Source organism: Dyella ginsengisoli, from assembly GCF_044904665.1.
In the GTDB taxonomy this organism is placed as follows: domain Bacteria; phylum Pseudomonadota; class Gammaproteobacteria; order Xanthomonadales; family Rhodanobacteraceae; genus Dyella_A; species Dyella_A ginsengisoli.
The window spans coordinates 872,022-886,895 of sequence record NZ_JADIKM010000003.1; the positions used below are offsets into that span (position 1 = coordinate 872,022).

Annotated in this window: 12 protein-coding genes; 5 read left to right on the plus strand and 7 right to left on the minus strand. The window is 68.6% G+C overall.

What is annotated here, in order from left to right; genetic code table 11:
* The first annotated feature begins 37 nt into the window (after nucleotides 1-37).
* Together ISP17_RS14190 and ISP17_RS14195 are read left to right on the plus strand one after the other, a co-directional pair.
* Nucleotides 38-2,425, plus strand: a complete 2,388-nt coding sequence (locus ISP17_RS14190) for a 3-hydroxyacyl-CoA dehydrogenase/enoyl-CoA hydratase family protein (protein WP_404634234.1) — start codon at nucleotides 38-40, stop codon at nucleotides 2,423-2,425.
* 173 nt (nucleotides 2,426-2,598) lie between these two features.
* Complete coding sequence (locus ISP17_RS14195; RefSeq protein ID WP_404634236.1) at nucleotides 2,599-3,807, plus strand: acetyl-CoA C-acyltransferase; 1,209 nt, start codon at nucleotides 2,599-2,601, stop codon at nucleotides 3,805-3,807.
* A gap of 112 nt (nucleotides 3,808-3,919) precedes the next feature.
* On the opposite strand, the gene ISP17_RS14200 is transcribed toward ISP17_RS14195, so the two are convergent.
* Nucleotides 3,920-5,335, minus strand: a complete 1,416-nt coding sequence (locus ISP17_RS14200; protein WP_404634238.1) for a tyrosinase family protein — start codon at nucleotides 5,333-5,335, stop codon at nucleotides 3,920-3,922.
* Nucleotides 5,336-5,753: 418 nt separating this feature from the next.
* On the opposite strand from ISP17_RS14200, the gene ISP17_RS14205 reads away from it, so the two are divergent.
* Entirely contained in the window at nucleotides 5,754-6,872 is a 1,119-nt protein-coding gene (locus tag ISP17_RS14205; RefSeq protein ID WP_404634240.1) for a helix-turn-helix transcriptional regulator, read from the plus strand.
* Nucleotides 6,873-6,932: 60 nt separating this feature from the next.
* Here the strand turns inward: ISP17_RS14205 and ISP17_RS14210 are convergent, their stop codons facing one another.
* From ISP17_RS14210 to ISP17_RS14225, 4 genes are all read right to left on the minus strand, one after another.
* Complete coding sequence (locus ISP17_RS14210) at nucleotides 6,933-7,694, minus strand: ABC transporter permease (protein ID WP_404634242.1); 762 nt, start codon at nucleotides 7,692-7,694, stop codon at nucleotides 6,933-6,935.
* Nucleotides 7,691-8,599, minus strand: coding sequence for an ATP-binding cassette domain-containing protein (locus ISP17_RS14215; protein ID WP_404634244.1), 909 nt, complete (start codon nucleotides 8,597-8,599; stop codon nucleotides 7,691-7,693). The genes ISP17_RS14210 and ISP17_RS14215 overlap by 4 nt, the downstream gene beginning before the upstream one ends.
* Nucleotides 8,600-8,702: 103 nt before the next feature.
* The gene (locus ISP17_RS14220; protein WP_404634246.1) at nucleotides 8,703-9,371 is read right to left on the minus strand and encodes a response regulator; all 669 of its coding nucleotides are present in this window, start codon (nucleotides 9,369-9,371) and stop codon (nucleotides 8,703-8,705) included.
* A gap of 1 nt (nucleotide 9,372) precedes the next feature.
* Nucleotides 9,373-10,878: an ATP-binding protein gene (locus ISP17_RS14225; protein WP_404634248.1), complete on the minus strand. Its 1,506-nt coding sequence runs from the start codon at nucleotides 10,876-10,878 to the stop codon at nucleotides 9,373-9,375.
* Nucleotides 10,879-10,999: 121 nt separating this feature from the next.
* Here ISP17_RS14225 and ISP17_RS14230 point away from each other — a divergent pair, with 121 nt between their 5' ends.
* Together ISP17_RS14230 and ISP17_RS14235 are read left to right on the plus strand one after the other, a co-directional pair.
* Nucleotides 11,000-11,491, plus strand: coding sequence for a hypothetical protein (locus ISP17_RS14230; protein ID WP_404634250.1), 492 nt, complete (start codon nucleotides 11,000-11,002; stop codon nucleotides 11,489-11,491).
* A gap of 583 nt (nucleotides 11,492-12,074) precedes the next feature.
* A complete protein-coding gene (locus ISP17_RS14235) occupies nucleotides 12,075-13,532 on the plus strand; it encodes an MFS transporter (RefSeq protein WP_404634252.1) in 1,458 nt (485 codons plus the stop codon).
* Here the strand turns inward: ISP17_RS14235 and ISP17_RS14240 are convergent.
* Complete coding sequence (locus ISP17_RS14240) at nucleotides 13,516-13,866, minus strand: carboxymuconolactone decarboxylase family protein (RefSeq protein ID WP_404634254.1); 351 nt, start codon at nucleotides 13,864-13,866, stop codon at nucleotides 13,516-13,518. The genes ISP17_RS14235 and ISP17_RS14240 overlap by 17 nt on opposite strands.
* A 355-nt stretch (nucleotides 13,867-14,221) precedes the next feature.
* The gene (locus ISP17_RS14245; protein ID WP_404634256.1) at nucleotides 14,222-14,806 is read right to left on the minus strand and encodes a TMEM175 family protein; all 585 of its coding nucleotides are present in this window, start codon (nucleotides 14,804-14,806) and stop codon (nucleotides 14,222-14,224) included.
* Nucleotides 14,807-14,874 lie beyond the last annotated feature (68 nt).

Here is a 14,874-nt window from a genome sequence, read left to right on the forward strand (position 1 = left end):
AGTCCGATCCTTCGAGTTCGACCTTATGGAGAAGCCAATGACTGCTGCACCAACCTCCTCATCCACGCTGCGCATTCGCAAGGCCGCGGTGCTGGGCGCCGGCGTGATGGGCGCGCAGATCGCCGCCCACCTCACCAATGCCGGCGTCGAGACCGTGCTTTTCGACCTGCCCGCGAAGGACGGCCCGAAGAGCGGCATCGCGCTCAAGGCCATAGCCAACCTGGCCAAGCTCTCGCCCGCCCCGCTCGCCGACAAGAACCTCGCCGCCGCGATCATCCCGGCCAACTACGACGAGCACCTGGACCATCTCAAGGATGTCGACCTGGTGATCGAGGCGATCGCCGAGCGGATGGACTGGAAGCTGGATCTCTACAAGAAGATCGCGCCGCACGTCTCCGCCACCGCGGTGCTCGCCTCCAACACCTCGGGCCTGTCGATCAACGGCCTGGCCGAGGCGCTGCCGGAAGAAATGCGCCACCGCTTCACCGGCGTGCACTTCTTCAACCCGCCGCGCTACATGCACCTGGTGGAAGTGATCCCCACCCGCCTGACCGACCCGGCCGTGGTCGATGGCCTGGAAGCGTTCCTGACCACCACCGTGGGCAAGGGCGTGGTGATCGCCAAGGACACCCCGAACTTCATCGGCAACCGTATCGGCGTGTTCTCGATCCTCTCGACGATGTACCACACCGAGCAGTTCAAGCTCGGCTTCGACACGGTGGATGCGCTGACCGGCCCGGCGCTGGGTCGCCCGAAGAGCGCGACCTACCGCACCGCGGATGTGGTCGGCCTGGACACCATGGCGCACGTCATCAAGACCATGGCCGACACCCTGCCGGATGATCCATGGCACCAGTACTTCCAGGCGCCGGTGTGGTTGAAAGGCCTGATCGACAAGGGCGCGCTCGGCCAGAAGACCGGCTCCGGCTTCTACCGCAAGGCCGGCAAGGACATCGTGGTGCTGGACGTGGCCAAGCAGGACTACCGCCCGTCCGAGCAGAAGGCCTCCGACGAGGTCGCCGCGATCCTGGCGATCAAGGACCCTGCGGAGAAGTTCGGCAAGCTGCGCGCATCGAGCGACCCGCAGGCGCAGTTCCTGTGGGCCGTGTTCCGCGACCTGTTCCACTACACCGCCTACCACCTGGTCGACATCGCCGACACCGCGCGCGACGTCGACTTCGCGATCCGCTGGGGCTACGGCTGGAAGCTCGGCCCGTTCGAGACCTGGCAGGCTGCGGGCTGGCAGCAGGTGGCCGGCTGGATCGCCGAGGACATCGCCGCCGGCAAGGCGATGAGCAGCGCGCCCCTGCCCGGCTGGGTCACCGACGGCCGCGCCGGCGTGCACGGCAAAGACGGTTCCTGGTCGGCCAGCGCCGGCAGCTACAAGCCGCGCTCGTCGCACCCGGTCTACGCGCGCCAGCTGTTCCCCGATCCGATCCTCGGCGAGAAATTCGACCAGGGCACCACGGTGTGGGAGAACGAGGGTGTGCGCCTGTGGACGCTGGGCGACGACGGCGTCGGCATCCTCTCGTTCAAGACCAAGATGAACACGGTGAACGACTTCGTGCTCGACGGCGTGCAGCACGCGATCAAGCTGGCCGAAGAGAAGCTCAAGGCGGTGGTGATCTGGCAGACCGGCGAGCCGTTCTCCGCCGGCGCGGACCTGAAGGGCGCGCTGGGCCTGCTGCAGGCGGGCAAGTTCGACGACTTCGAGAAGATGGTCGCCAACTTCCAGGCCACCAGCATGGCGATCAAGTATTCGCTGGTGCCGGTGGTGTCGGCCGTGCGCGGCATGGCGTTCGGTGGCGGCTGCGAATTCCAGATGCATTCGGCACGCACCGTGGCGGCGCTGGAGAGCTACATCGGCCTGGTCGAGGCGGGCGTGGGCCTGCTGCCGGCCGGCGGTGGCCTGCATGAGCTGGCCGTGCGCGCGGCGAAGGCCAACCCCGCCGATCCGTTCGAAGAGCTGAAGAAGGTGTTCGAGACCATCGCCATGGCCAAGGTCTCGGCGAGCGCGCTGGAAGCGAAGGCGATGGGTCTGCTGCGGCAGGACGACGTGGTGGTGTTCAACAGCTACGAGCTGCTCTACATCGCCAAGAAGGTCGCCGCGGCGATGGCCGAAAGCGGCTACCGCCCGCCCCTGCCCGGCCGCAACGTGCCGGTGGCCGGCGACGTCGGCACCGCCACCTTCAAGGCTTCGCTGGCCAACCTGCAGGAGGGCTACTTCGCCTCCCCGCACGACATCGACATCGCCACCCGCATCGCCGACTGCCTCTGCGGCGGCGCGATCGAGCGCGGTTCAATGGTCGACGAGGAGTGGCTGCTGGCGCTGGAGCGCAAGCACTTCGTGGAGCTGGCCAAGACCGAAAAGACCCAGGCCCGCATCGCCCACACCATGACCACCGGCAAACCGCTGCGTAACTGATAGGCGTTGCGACCGACCCACTCCATCACCGGAAACCCCGAAGCCGCCGAACGTCATCCCCGCGCAAGCGGGGATCCATCTTGATCTGACGCCAGAAACACGATGGATTCCCGCGTTCGCGGGAATGACGAACAAAAAAGCCCGGCTTCGAGGTCACTCAAAGGAAACAGACCATGACCAAGCAAGTGCAAGACGCCTACATCGTCGCCGCCACCCGCACCCCGGTCGGCAAGGCGCCGCGCGGCGTGTTCCGCAACACCCGTCCGGACGACATGCTCGCCCACGTGATCCGCGCCGTGATGGCGCAGGCGCCGGGCATCGACCCGCACCGCATCGGCGACGCCATCATCGGCTGCGCCATGCCCGAGGCCGAGCAGGGCATGAACGTGGCGCGTATCGGCGTGCTGCTGGCCGGCCTGCCCGACACCGTGCCCGGCGTCACCATCAACCGTTTCTGCTCGTCCGGCCTGCAGGCCGTGGCGATGGCGGCCGACCGCATCCGCCTGGGCGAGGACGACCTGATGCTCGCCGGCGGCACCGAGAGCATGAGCATGGTGCCGATGATGGGCCACAAGGTGGCGATGAATCCGACCATCTTCGCCAACGACGAGGACCGCGCCATCGCCTTCGGCATGGGCATCACCGCCGAGAAGGTGGCCGAGCGCTGGAAGGTGAGCCGCGAGCAGCAGGACGCCTTCGCCGTGGAGAGCCACCGCCGCGCGCTCGCCGCCATCGCCGCCGGCGAGTTCAAGGAGGAGATCTCCCCGTTCCAGCTCGACGACCACTACCCCGACCTCGCCACCGGCGGCATCGTCACCGACAGCCGCACCATCGACACCGACGAGGGCCCGCGCGCCGGCACCACCATGGAAGTGCTGGCCAAGCTGCGCACGGTGTTCCGCAACGATCGTTTCGGCGGCAGCGTCACCGCCGGCAACTCCTCGCAGATGTCCGACGGCGCCGGCGCCGTGCTGCTGGCCAGCGAGAAGGCGATCAAGGAATACAACCTCACCCCGCTGGCCCGCTTCGTCGGCTTCTCGGTGGCGGGCGTGAAGCCGGACGTGATGGGCATCGGCCCGAAGGAAGCGATCCCCAAGGCGCTCCGGCAGACCGGCATCACCCAGGATCAGCTGGACTGGATCGAGCTCAACGAGGCCTTCGCCGCGCAGGCGCTGGCGGTGATGGGCGATCTCGGCCTGGACCCGTCCAAGGTCAACCCGCTGGGCGGCGCCATCGCGCTCGGCCACCCGCTGGGCGCCACCGGTGCGGTCCGCATCGCCACGCTGCTGCACGGTCTGCGCCGGCGCAAGCAGAAGTACGGCATGGTGACCATGTGCATCGGCACCGGCATGGGCGCGGCGGGCATCTTCGAAGCGCTGTAAACCTGCCATCCGCTTCGTGGATCATCGAGACGGCGCCGCAGCGATGCGGCGCCGTTCTCGTTTGCAGCTCCGATGGTGCGGCGCCGTTTTTTCCCGGCGCCGGACCCCTGGCCTACATGCCCGTGTTGTCGGTCGCCTCCAGCCGGAACGACTGCACCGTGATCACCTCCCCCTTCACCGGCGCGCCGGCGTCGACCCGCACGAACGAGATGGTCAGTTTGTCCAGCTGCACCGGCCACAGCCGCTGCAGGGCGTCCGTCGCCGGGAAGCTCAGGCTCACCGGGTCGTTTTCGCCATGCACCTTCCCACCCATCAAGGCCTCGTGATTGAGCATGCCGGTGATTTCGAACGGACCGAGCGTGCCGATCAGATACCGGCTCTCGGGCTGCGACACGCCTTTCTGGACCGGCAGGTTGATGAACAATTTGTAGAAGTAGCCGCCCTGGCGCCCCAGCGGGGTCAGCCGCACGCCATCGAGCACCACGCGCAGGGAGGTGTTGACCAGCGGCGGCGCGTCGGTCGCTGCCTGGCGCAACAGCAACGAGCGCACCATGGCCCGATCCTTGTCGGTCAGCGGCACAGTGAGGTTCAGCGAGCGGTGATCCAGCGACAGCGGCCGGCCATTGCCGAGCGACACCGAGATCGCATTGGGCAGCGTCGAGGAGGCTCCCTGCACGGTCAGCGCAGAGGCAGTGAGGTACGGCGTGGGCGCCGGCAGCGCGGTCGGCATGGTCTCATCCTCGTACTGGTAACCCAGGCCGGTGGTTGACATGGCCCAGTAGCGGGCCATCTTCGAGACCGCGGGGCCGTAGTTGAACGAACCGGACCAGTACGCATCGGTGCGTGGCGGCATGGTTCGCCCGTTGCCGGCGGCGACCCACGCCGCCCACAGCCGGTCGACGTTGGCGTGATGACTCCAGAAGATCGGGTCCCGGGGCGAGACAGTCACTGCGCCCATCGCTCCGCCGATCAGGTTGTGCACCGGGTTGTGCGGCTGCGTCTCCAGGCTGGTCTCGAAGGCGTCCACCAGGCCGCGCTGGAAATTCACCACCGTGTCCGCGAACGGCGCGAGGGTGAGCGCGTTGGTCACGTCCGTGCCCTTGCGGTTGGTGATGTAGAGCGGACTGGTGGTGTCGGTGAATTCCACCGGCATCACCGGATCCTGGTAGTAGTCCCAGTACGGCACGCTGAGGGCGCCTACGCCGGAAATCTTGCGCATCTGCGTCTCGATTCGATACAGGAAGCCACGATGCCAGGCGAGGAAATACGGCACCCCGTGAGGGCAGAAATTCTTGTGCACGTTAACCCAGTAATTCCAGCTGTTGGGGTCGGCCGAATTGGTGTTGGCGCGCATTTTCTGCACCGTATTCAGGTAGACCTGGAACAGCGTGCTCTTGCGGAATGTGGTCCAGTTCGGGCGAGTCCTCAACGTGGAGGTCGCCTGCGCCGACACCGGCAGTACCGACGGGAGCAGCGGTACCAAGGCGGCCGTGAGGGATGACTGGAGAAAGCGCCTTCGGGTGATCATGTTGGTTCTCCGTGATGCGGCGAGCAGGCCAGCAACGCCGCGGGTGATGAAGGGCGGACCGCGCGCCGCAGCGCGCGTCCCGATGACGCAACGCGCCGGCCAGTGCAGCGGCTCGGTTCCCTGCCGGCACCGCTGCCTGCAAGGGCTCGCCGATGAACCGGCGAGGTGCGCGACCGCTGCCGAACAGGCACGATGCACACGCTTCCCGAGCATGCGTTACACATCGCGCGTCGCACCGAATCGATCACCATGCGACCCGTGAGCACCGTGCCGCTGGAGGCCATCGGATGCCCACCCGTGGATCACCGAGGTGCTCGCTGCGTTTTCACGTCCTGAGCAACTTTCTACTGCTAGGTTTCCGGCCCGTCATCATCCAAATGCATGAGATGACAGCACCCACGCCGCGGAGATGGCGGACATGGATCGGAGGCGCAGTACCAGCTTGCTCGATGCCATCTACGGCATGGACCTGCGTGCGCCCGACTGGGGCCCGCTGCTCACGCTGCTGGCCGCGACCTTCCGCTCCCACGTGGTCGCCCTGCAGGTGCATGACAAGCACCCCCGCCGCGGACGGCTGACGCAATCCATCGGACTGTCCGATGCGCTGCTGAAGGTGCATCGGAACACGTCGTGCCAACGCCCATGGTTCGAGCGCGGCGTCGGCACGCTGCTCTCGCAGGGTATCGCCGACGATCGCGGGCTGATGGAAGACGACGAGCTCCGGGCCACCCGCTACCACGCTGAATTCATGCAGCCGGCCGGGATCGCCCACGGGATGGCGCTGTGCCTGTATCAGCATCGGCCCGGCGACCTCGCCGTCCTCACGATCAACCGCGGCGCGGCAGAAGGCTGCTTCGACGAGGCCGAACTCGCGCTGGCGCGATCGCTGCTGCCTCACCTGCGCAATGTCTACGTGCTGCAACAGCGCCTGAGCTGGCTGGAAGGCCAGTCGCAGCGATTCCGCTCGACCCTCGACCAGTTGAGCAAAGGCGTCGCGATGCTCGACGCTGGCGGCCACCTGCTGTTCTGCAACAGCGCCGCCGGGCAGATGGAGGCCGGCCGGCTGTTCGCGCGCCATCCGGATGGCCGCCTGACCCTGCCGTACGCGCCGGATGATCATCGTTTGCAGCAGGCGCTCGCCAAGCTTGCAGCGGACACGGCTGCGGCCCCGACGGTGCTGCAGATCCACAGCCGCGCCGGCCAGCTGTGCGGCATGCTCAAGCTGTGCCCGGCCGACATGCTGGCCGGCGCGCAGTGGTCGGAATCCCGGGTCAGCGTGATCGCCTTCATCAAGCCGCTGGAGCTGCCCGCGGCCACCACCCTCACGCCCACCCTGAGGACCCAGTGGGGCTTCACGCCGGCCGAGGCGCGGCTCGCCCAGCAGCTGATGGAGGGGTTGTCGCTGGACGAGGCGGCCGAGTGCACCCACGTGACCAAGAACACCGTGCGCACCCAGCTGCGCTCGCTGTTCGACAAGACCGAAACGCGGCGGCAATCGCAACTGGTGCGGGTGCTGCTGGAGCTGTCGTACGTGTAGCGATGCCGCGGCGCGCGCGCCCCTGTCCGCACCGCGCCGGTTTCCCGGACAGCGAGCAGTTCAGACCACTTCGCCGCGATCGAACTGCCACATGCCCAGCAATGCCAGCAGCGCACCGCCGATCAGGCTAGCCGTCACCACCTGCACCACGTGATCGGCGCGCGTGGCGAACACCTGCAACGGCATCGACCACGGGAACCACGACCCGAGCCGCGCCGACTGGCCGATCAGGAAGCCGGACACGGTGCCGGCCACGCCGACGAAGATCGACGTGGTGAAGCTGCGCCAGTGCAGCGCCACCCACGCCTGCAATGAAGTGAGGAAGGATGCCGCCGCCATGCACGCCAGCGCATGGCCTGCCAGCCAGCGCCACGGGGGCGGGCCGGCCAGCCCGTAGGCCGGCTGCGTATGCATCACCACCCAGCCGGCCAGCGGCGCCAGCGCCGCCAGCAGCAGGGTGGACAACGCCACCATCGCCGCCAGCACGCACAACTTGGCGGCGTAGTGGCTCCAGCGCGGCAGCGGCAGTGCCAGCAGATGCTTCCATGCGCGATTGGCGTGCTCCATGTTGCCCAGCAGCGCCGCCTGCAGCGTCACGAACAGCGGCAACATCAGGAAGCTCCACAGCACGAACAGTCCGCTGCTGAAATGCAGCCAGGCTTCGCCGCCCGATCCGGCGGGCCGCCCATGCAGCGTGCTCAGGCTCAGCTGCAGCACGGTCAGCACCAGCACCACCATCGGCGCCAGCACCACCATGCCGGCCGCCAGCGTGTGGCGAAGCTTGATCCGCTCGGCCGCCAGGGCACGCAGCAGGGCACTCATGCGCACGCCCTCTCGTCGGTCATGTCGAAGAACAGCGTTTCCAGCGAGCGCGGGCTTCGGCCCAGTGCATGCACCTCGTAGCCGCGCTGCACCAGCCAGCGATTGATCTCGTGATCCGGACGCTGCGGCGCGACCACGCGCAGCGTCGCCTCGTCCACTGCCTGCACCGATTCGCCCAGCGCTGCGAGCGCGCCGCATGCCGCCGCCACGTCGTTGCAGCGGATGGTCAGCGGATCACCGTGCCGCTCGCGCAGCGCCTGCGGCGTGCCCTGGAACAACAGCTGCCCGCGATGCAGCACGCCCACGTGCGAGGCCACCTGCTCCACCTCGGACAGCAGATGGCTGGAGACGAACACCGTCATGCCCAGCTGCGTGGCCATGCGCTGCAGCAGCAGGCGCAGATCGAGCATACCGGCCGGGTCGAGGCCGTTGGTGGGCTCGTCAAGGATCAGCAACCGCGGCCGGCCGAGCATCGCCAGCGCGATGCCGAGGCGCTGGCGCATGCCCAGCGAATAGATCCGCACGCGGCGGTGCTGGTCCTGCACCAGCCCCACCACATCCAGCACCTCGTCGATGCGCTCAGCCGGCACATCGAGCAGGTGACGCGTCACCTCCAGGTTCTCGCGGCCGGACAGATGCGGATACAGCGCCGGCCCCTCGACCAGCGACCCGACCTCGCGCAGCAGCTCGCGCGACTGCAACGTGAGCGGCCGCCCAAACAACCGGATCTCGCCTTCGTCCGGTTGCAGCAGCGTCAACAGCAGGCGGATCGTGGTGGTCTTGCCCGCCCCGTTGGGACCGAGGAAGCCGTACACGCTGCCGCTCGGCACGGCCAGGTCCAGCCCATGCACGCCGTGGCCGGCATCGAAGCGGCGCGTCAGCGCACGCGTTTCTATCGCAAGCATGGCCCGCGCACCTTGAGCAGTTCAGAGGTGCGCATGACAGCAAAGGACGGCCATTGCCACCATAGGCCTGAGCTCACAGTGACTTGTGGCAGGCCACGCCTGCTCAGGCCTCGGACATCTCGAAGCGATAACCCGCGCCGTACACGGAGTGGATGAAGGTCTGCCCCGGCGCCATGTCCTCCAGCTTGCGACGCAGGTTGCGGATGTGGCTGTCGACCACGCGATCGGTCACGTCGCGCAGGTCGTCGTGCATGAGGTCTAGCAACTGGTCGCGCGAGTAGATGCGCCCCGGATGGGTGAGCAATGCGTGCAGCAGGCGGTATTCGGTGGTGGTGTGCGGCACCGGGCGGCCGAGGTAGAACACGCGCCGCGCGTCCTCGTCCACCGTGAAGGGGTTGGCCGGCGCGTTCGGCACGGCCCGTCGCAGCAGCGCGCGTACCCGCGCCACCACTTCGCGCGGACTGAATGGCTTGCAGATGTAGTCGTCCGCACCCAGCTCCAGCCCGAGCAGGCGGTCGATCTCCTCCACCCGGGCGGTGAGCATGATCACCGGCAGGGCGCTGTTGCGGCGCAGTTCGCGCAGAATGGAAAGCCCGTCCGTGCCCGGCAGCATGATGTCGAGCAGCAGCAGGTCCGGACGCTCGGCGGCGACGCTGGCCAACACGCGATCGCCCTCACCCACCGTCAGCGCCTCGTGCCCGGCCTGGGCCAGGTAGTCCGCCAGCAGTTGGGCGATCTTCGGCTCGTCCTCGGCGATCAGCACGCGGGCCATCTCAGGACACCTCCCGCGGCAGGCGCAGTTCCATGCGCAGTCCGCCCAGCGGCGAGACCGCGGCGGCGAGCGTGCCGCCGTGCGCCACGGCAATGCGCTGCGCGATGGCCAGCCCGAGTCCGCTGCCGCCGCGTGCGCGATTGCGCGAATGCTCGCCGCGGTACAGCGGCTCGAACAATCGCGACAGGTCTGCCGCCGGCACGCCGGGCGGCGTGTCGTCCACGCGCAGGCAGGCCTGGTCGCCATCGGCAAACACGGACGCCTCCACCCGACCGCCGCGATCGCTGTAGCGCAGGCTGTTGCCGAGCAGGTTGTCGATCAGCTGGCGCAGGCGATCGGCGTCGCCGTGCACGGGCAATGAATCTCCGCTGCAGGTCAGTGTGAGCCCCGCATCGCGTGCCGCATCTGTGAGGCGCGCGCAGCCGTCCGCCAGCAGCGCCGCGAGATCCAGCGAGCGCGGGCGATAGCTGAGCGAACCGGCATCGGCCATCGACCACTGGTGCAGGTCATCGATCAGCCGATCCAGCCGCATCACCTCCTCGTGCAGCGACTGCAGTCCCCTGGCATCAAGCGTGCGCACGCCGTCGCGCATCGCCTCCAGCTCGCCGCGCACGATCGCCAGCGGCGTGCGCAGCTCGTGCGAGATATCAGCCATCCAGCGCTGGCGGGCACTCTCGTGCGCCTGCAACGCCGCGCTCAAGCGGTTCACGTGGCGCACCAGGTCGCCGAGTTCGTCGTGGCGATCGCTGGCCAGCTGCACGCCGTAGTGACCGTCCGACAGCCGCCGCGCCGCGTCCTCCACGGCGCGCAGCGGCGCCAGCAGATGCCGCGCGAAAAACCACGCCACCGCCATCGCCAGCACCAGCAGTGCGATCGCCAGTTCTGCCATGCCGCGCACCTGCGCCGCCAGGAAGGCGGTGTCGCGGCGGTCCACCGGACGAGTCAGCGGACGCAGCGCCAGCCAGCCGACGACAGCACCATCGCGACGCAGCGGACGCTCCATCGCATCGGCTGGCGGCGCTTCGCCGGCGATCACTTGGTGCGTGGCATCCAGCAGCGACACGCGCGGCGGCAGCGGCAGCGGCGGCGGGACATGCGCCTGCGGAGCCGGGGGCGGCGGCGGTGGAGGCGGCGGAGCGGGCGGAAGCGGTGGCAGCGGCGGCTCCGGCGGCTCGGCATCCGCCGGTACCGCGCGGGGCGGGCGATGATCGAGCGTCTCGTGCAGCAGCGCATCCCACGCCTGGCGATCGCGCAGGCCGTCGAAGCCGCGGCCGGCGTCCTCGCGCTGGCCCAGCGCCTGCGCCAGCGGATCGAGGCGCGACAGATCCAGCGCGTTGACGTAATCGACAAAGCCGCTGCGCAGGTTGCGCACGGTCAGCGCGCCCATCGCCAGCAGCGACAGGCCGATCGCCATCGCCAGCAGCAGGAACAGCTTGTGCGCCACGCGCAGGCGCAGGCCCGTTCGCGGCGGGACGGCAGCGGGCGCGGAGGAAGGGGTGCGAACCATGGGCCACGAGCATAGCCGCGGCGCGCGGCCCTCGCGTCCTCAATCCCTGCATATTCCCTGCGATGTTGCAGGTCATCGTGAGTGGCGTCGGATTCCGCCGGCCACGCAAGGAGATCACCGCATGACCCGCCGCACCCTCACCACCCGCCTCATCGCCACCCTGGTCGGTCTCACCGTCGCCGGCAGCGCAATGGCCCAACGCGCCACGCCGATGGTCGACACGCCGCTGTTCGCGCACGGCCAGCATCACTGGATTGTCGACGGCATCCCGCCGCTGCCGCCCGGCTGCCTGCACGACATGCCCTCCCCGCCGCCGCATCCGGTCCTGCCGGACTTCACCAAGGACACCCGCTGGCAGACCACACTGGGCATCAGCGCCGCGCAGGCAGCGCAGGTGCAGCAGGCGCTCGAGCAACAGGCCCGGCAACGGCAGAAGTTCGACGAGCAACGCCGCAGTCAGGACGCCGCCAGCTGCGAGCAGATCCGCAGCGTCATCGGCGACAAGGCCATGGCCAAATGGGCCGAAGCCAGCCCCGTCCCGCCCCCGCCGCCGCGCCCGCCGATGCCGCCCGCGCCGCCGGCTCCTCCCACCCTGCCGGTCGACGCGCAGTAAGCATCCAGTAAAACCCCTCTCCCCGCGGGAGAGGGGTTGGGGTGAGGGTGCGAAACGAAGCGGTACAGGCCCATCGTTCCCGGTCGGAAATCGGGCGCGTGCCGCACCCTCATCCGTCGCTGCGCGCCACCTTCTCCCGGTGGGAGAAGGAACGGCTCTACGCAGGGTTGCTCACTGCGGGCACCGCCCCGTCCGCGCTGAGCGTCGCCGGCGGCACGCCGGCGAAATCAAAGCGCCGCAGAGCCGATGACCGGCGCGAACTCCCAGATCGCAAAGCCCCTCTCCCCGCGGGAGAGGGGTTGGGGTGAGGGTTCGGAACGAAGCGGCGGGCTCATCGTTCCCGATCGGCAATCGCGCGCACCCCACACCCTCATCCGTCGCTGCGCGCCACCTTCCCCCGACGGGAGAAGGGAAAACCGCGCCCCGTCCTGCGCAACGCCATGAATCGCCCATCTCGCTTGTGACCCACCCCGCCGCGCGGGATACTGCGCCGCCCGCGTGCACCCCACACGCATCCGTGCCATCGACGCCGTCCCCGCGCCCGCCGCTGGCTTGTGTCTGCCGCTTTCCGCCGAGCCGCCCCGTGAGCCAGCCCACCGCGGAAACTGCCGCGCCCGTCTCGACGGAGCCGGTGTTTCCCGACTACCGCATCACTTCGCTGATCGTGGCGTGCGCGATCTTCATGGAGCAGATGGACGCCACCGTGCTGGCCACGGCGCTGCCCACCATGGCGCGGGATTTCCACGTCGGCGCGCCGGCCATGAGCATCGCCATGACCAGCTACCTGCTGGCGCTGGCGATCCTCATTCCGGCCAGCGGCGCGGTGGCCGAACGTTTCGGCACCACGCGCGTGTTCGCGGCATCCATCGGCGCGTTCCTGCTCGGCTCGATCGCCTGCTCGCTGGCACCGAACCTGCCCGCCATGGTGGCCGCGCGCCTGCTGCAGGGTGCCGGTGGCGCGATGATGGCGCCGATCGGCCGGCTGATCCTGCTCAGCACCATCGAGCGCAAGCACCTGGTGTCGGCGATGTCGTGGTCGCTGGTGCCGGCGTTTCTCGGCCCGCTCACCGGGCCGCCGCTGGGCGGGCTGATCGTCACCTACCTCAGCTGGCGCTGGATCTTCTACATCAACCTGCCGATCGGCGTGCTGGGCTACTGGCTGGTGAAGCGCTTCATCGCGACGATCCCGCCTGCCGCCGCACCACCGCGCTTCGATCTGGGCGGCTTTGCGTTGTGCGGCGTCGGGCTGGGCGGCCTGCTGTTCGGGCTGGAGCTGATCGGCCAGAGCGCCGACCTGCCGGTGGCGCTCGGCCTGCTGCTGGTCGGTGCGGGCGCCTCGCTCGCCTATCTGTGGCACGAGCGGCGCCGGCGCGATCCGCTGCTCGATCTTTCGCTTCTGCGCATCGACTCATTCCGCCTCTCGGTCATCGGCGGCTCGCTGATGCGCATCACCCAGGGCGCGCAGCCGTTCCTGCTGCCGCTGATGTTCCAGATCGGCTTCGGCTTTTCCGCCGTGCGCAGCGGCCAGCTGATCCTCGCCACCGCGCTGGGTGCCCTGCTCACCCGCTCGTTCACGCCGCGCCTGCTGCAGCTGGTCGGCTTTCGCAACGGCATGCTCTACAACGGCGTGCTGAGCAGCCTGGGCTATGCGGTGTGCGCGTTCTTCCGGCCGCACTGGCCGTTCGCGCTGATGTTCGTCCTGCTGATGGCCTGCGGCGCGTTCATGTCGTTCCAGTTCGCCGCCTACAACACGGTTGCCTACGAAGGCGTGCCGCGCGAGCGGCTCGGTGCCTCCAACAGCCTGTACAGCACTCTGCAGCAGCTGATGCTCTCGTTCGGCATCTGCGCCGGCGCCCTGCTGCTGAAGCTGGCGATGGGCGTGGGCGGGCACGCTCAGCCGCGGGTGATGGACTTCTCCTTCGCCTTCATCGCGGTGACCGTGGTGTCGCTCAGCTCCACCGTGTGGCACCTGCGCTTCGCTCCCGACGCGGGCCACGAGCTGAGCGGACACCGGCCGCGGCCGCTCAGTCCGCGGCCGTGAACTCCTCGTAGGCGCGCACGGCGTCGGCCGCATACATCAGCGACGGCCCGCCGCCCATGTACACCGCCACCGCCAGCGTCTCCATCAGCTTGGCGCGCTCCACGCCCAGCCGGGCCAGCGCCTTGGTGTGGAAGCCGATGCAGCCGTCGCAGTGCGTGGCCACGCCGATGGCCAGCGCCATCAGCTCCTTGTCGATCGCCGACAGCGCGCCGGCTTCCATGGCGCTCTTGGACATCGCCGAAAAGCCGGCCATGGTGCCGGGCGCCTCGGCGCGAATCCTGGCGATCGACTGATTCAGATCGTGGGTGATCTGCTTGTACGACTTGCTCGACACAACCGCTCTCCTTGGGTGGGTGCAATGCCGGATCCGCCACGCTCTCGGGCGATACCGTGCATCCACATTCTGGAGCGTTCGCCGACCGGCCGTACTGACCCGGATCAGGCGATACGTCGCGCGGCAACGGGGTGAAAAAACCTCTCTGGCCGGGAGAGAGGCTGGGGTGAAGGGTTGGGGTGAGGGTCCGCAGCAAGGCGAGTCACCGCGCTACGCAGCGCACCCTCATCCGTCGCTGCGCGCCACCTTCTCCCGGCGGGAGAAGGACTACCCCTCGAACCGTTCGCACCGAGCGTAGCCGGCGGCACGCCGGCGAAGTCGAAGCGCCGCCGCTACGCGCCGATCGCGATCGACCTCACGACTCCCGCCCAGCCAGCACCCGCTCGATGCGCCGATCCGGCACCAGCCACAGCAGCGCCGCCAGCGCGTAGAACAATTGCGACAGCCAAGCCGCCCAGAACGACGCCGCGATCCCCGCCGCATAGATCACCGGCGACAGCTTGCCCTTCCAGTCGCCGCCCACCGCGCGCGCCAGCGGCGAGTCCTCGCCCTGCGAGCGGATGATCGATCGCTGCAGCAGCCAGTACGCCACTGCCGCCATCAGCAGCACCACGCCGTACAGCGCCGACGGCCCCTGCGAGAAGTGGTTTTCGCCCATCCACCCGGTAGCGAACGGCAGCAGCGACAACCAGAACAGCAGGTGCAGGTTCGCCCACAGGATGCCGCCGCTCACCCGGTGCGCCAGGTGCAGCATGTGGTGGTGGTTGTTCCAGTAGATACCCACGTAGACGAAGCTCAGCACGTAGCTCAGGAACACCGGCAGCAGCGGCCAAAGCGCCGCCATCGTCTCGCCGTGCGGCACCTTCATCTCCAGCACCATGATGGTGATGATGATGGCGAGCACGCCATCGCTGAATGCCTCGAGTCGGGTCTTGCCCATGGGTGCCTGCGCCGGTGAGTAAGGTGTGGCGCCAGTATCCACGCCATGGCGTCCGTCGGCACCCGTCG

Excerpts from the sequence above, each read along its gene's own strand:
- ISP17_RS14190 (WP_404634234.1), top strand. The coding sequence starts at position 38 with ATGACTGCTGCACCAACCTCCTCATCCACGCTGCGCATTCGCAAGGCC.
- ISP17_RS14195 (WP_404634236.1), top strand. The coding sequence starts at position 2,599 with ATGACCAAGCAAGTGCAAGACGCCTACATCGTCGCCGCCACCCGCACC.
- ISP17_RS14200 (WP_404634238.1), bottom strand. The coding sequence starts at position 5,335 with ATGATCACCCGAAGGCGCTTTCTCCAGTCATCCCTCACGGCCGCCTTG.
- ISP17_RS14205 (WP_404634240.1), top strand. The coding sequence starts at position 5,754 with ATGGATCGGAGGCGCAGTACCAGCTTGCTCGATGCCATCTACGGCATG.
- ISP17_RS14210 (WP_404634242.1), bottom strand. The coding sequence starts at position 7,694 with ATGAGTGCCCTGCTGCGTGCCCTGGCGGCCGAGCGGATCAAGCTTCGC.
- ISP17_RS14215 (WP_404634244.1), bottom strand. The coding sequence starts at position 8,599 with ATGCTTGCGATAGAAACGCGTGCGCTGACGCGCCGCTTCGATGCCGGC.
- ISP17_RS14220 (WP_404634246.1), bottom strand. The coding sequence starts at position 9,371 with ATGGCCCGCGTGCTGATCGCCGAGGACGAGCCGAAGATCGCCCAACTG.
- ISP17_RS14225 (WP_404634248.1), bottom strand. The coding sequence starts at position 10,878 with ATGGTTCGCACCCCTTCCTCCGCGCCCGCTGCCGTCCCGCCGCGAACG.
- ISP17_RS14230 (WP_404634250.1), top strand. The coding sequence starts at position 11,000 with ATGACCCGCCGCACCCTCACCACCCGCCTCATCGCCACCCTGGTCGGT.
- ISP17_RS14245 (WP_404634256.1), bottom strand. The coding sequence starts at position 14,806 with ATGGGCAAGACCCGACTCGAGGCATTCAGCGATGGCGTGCTCGCCATC.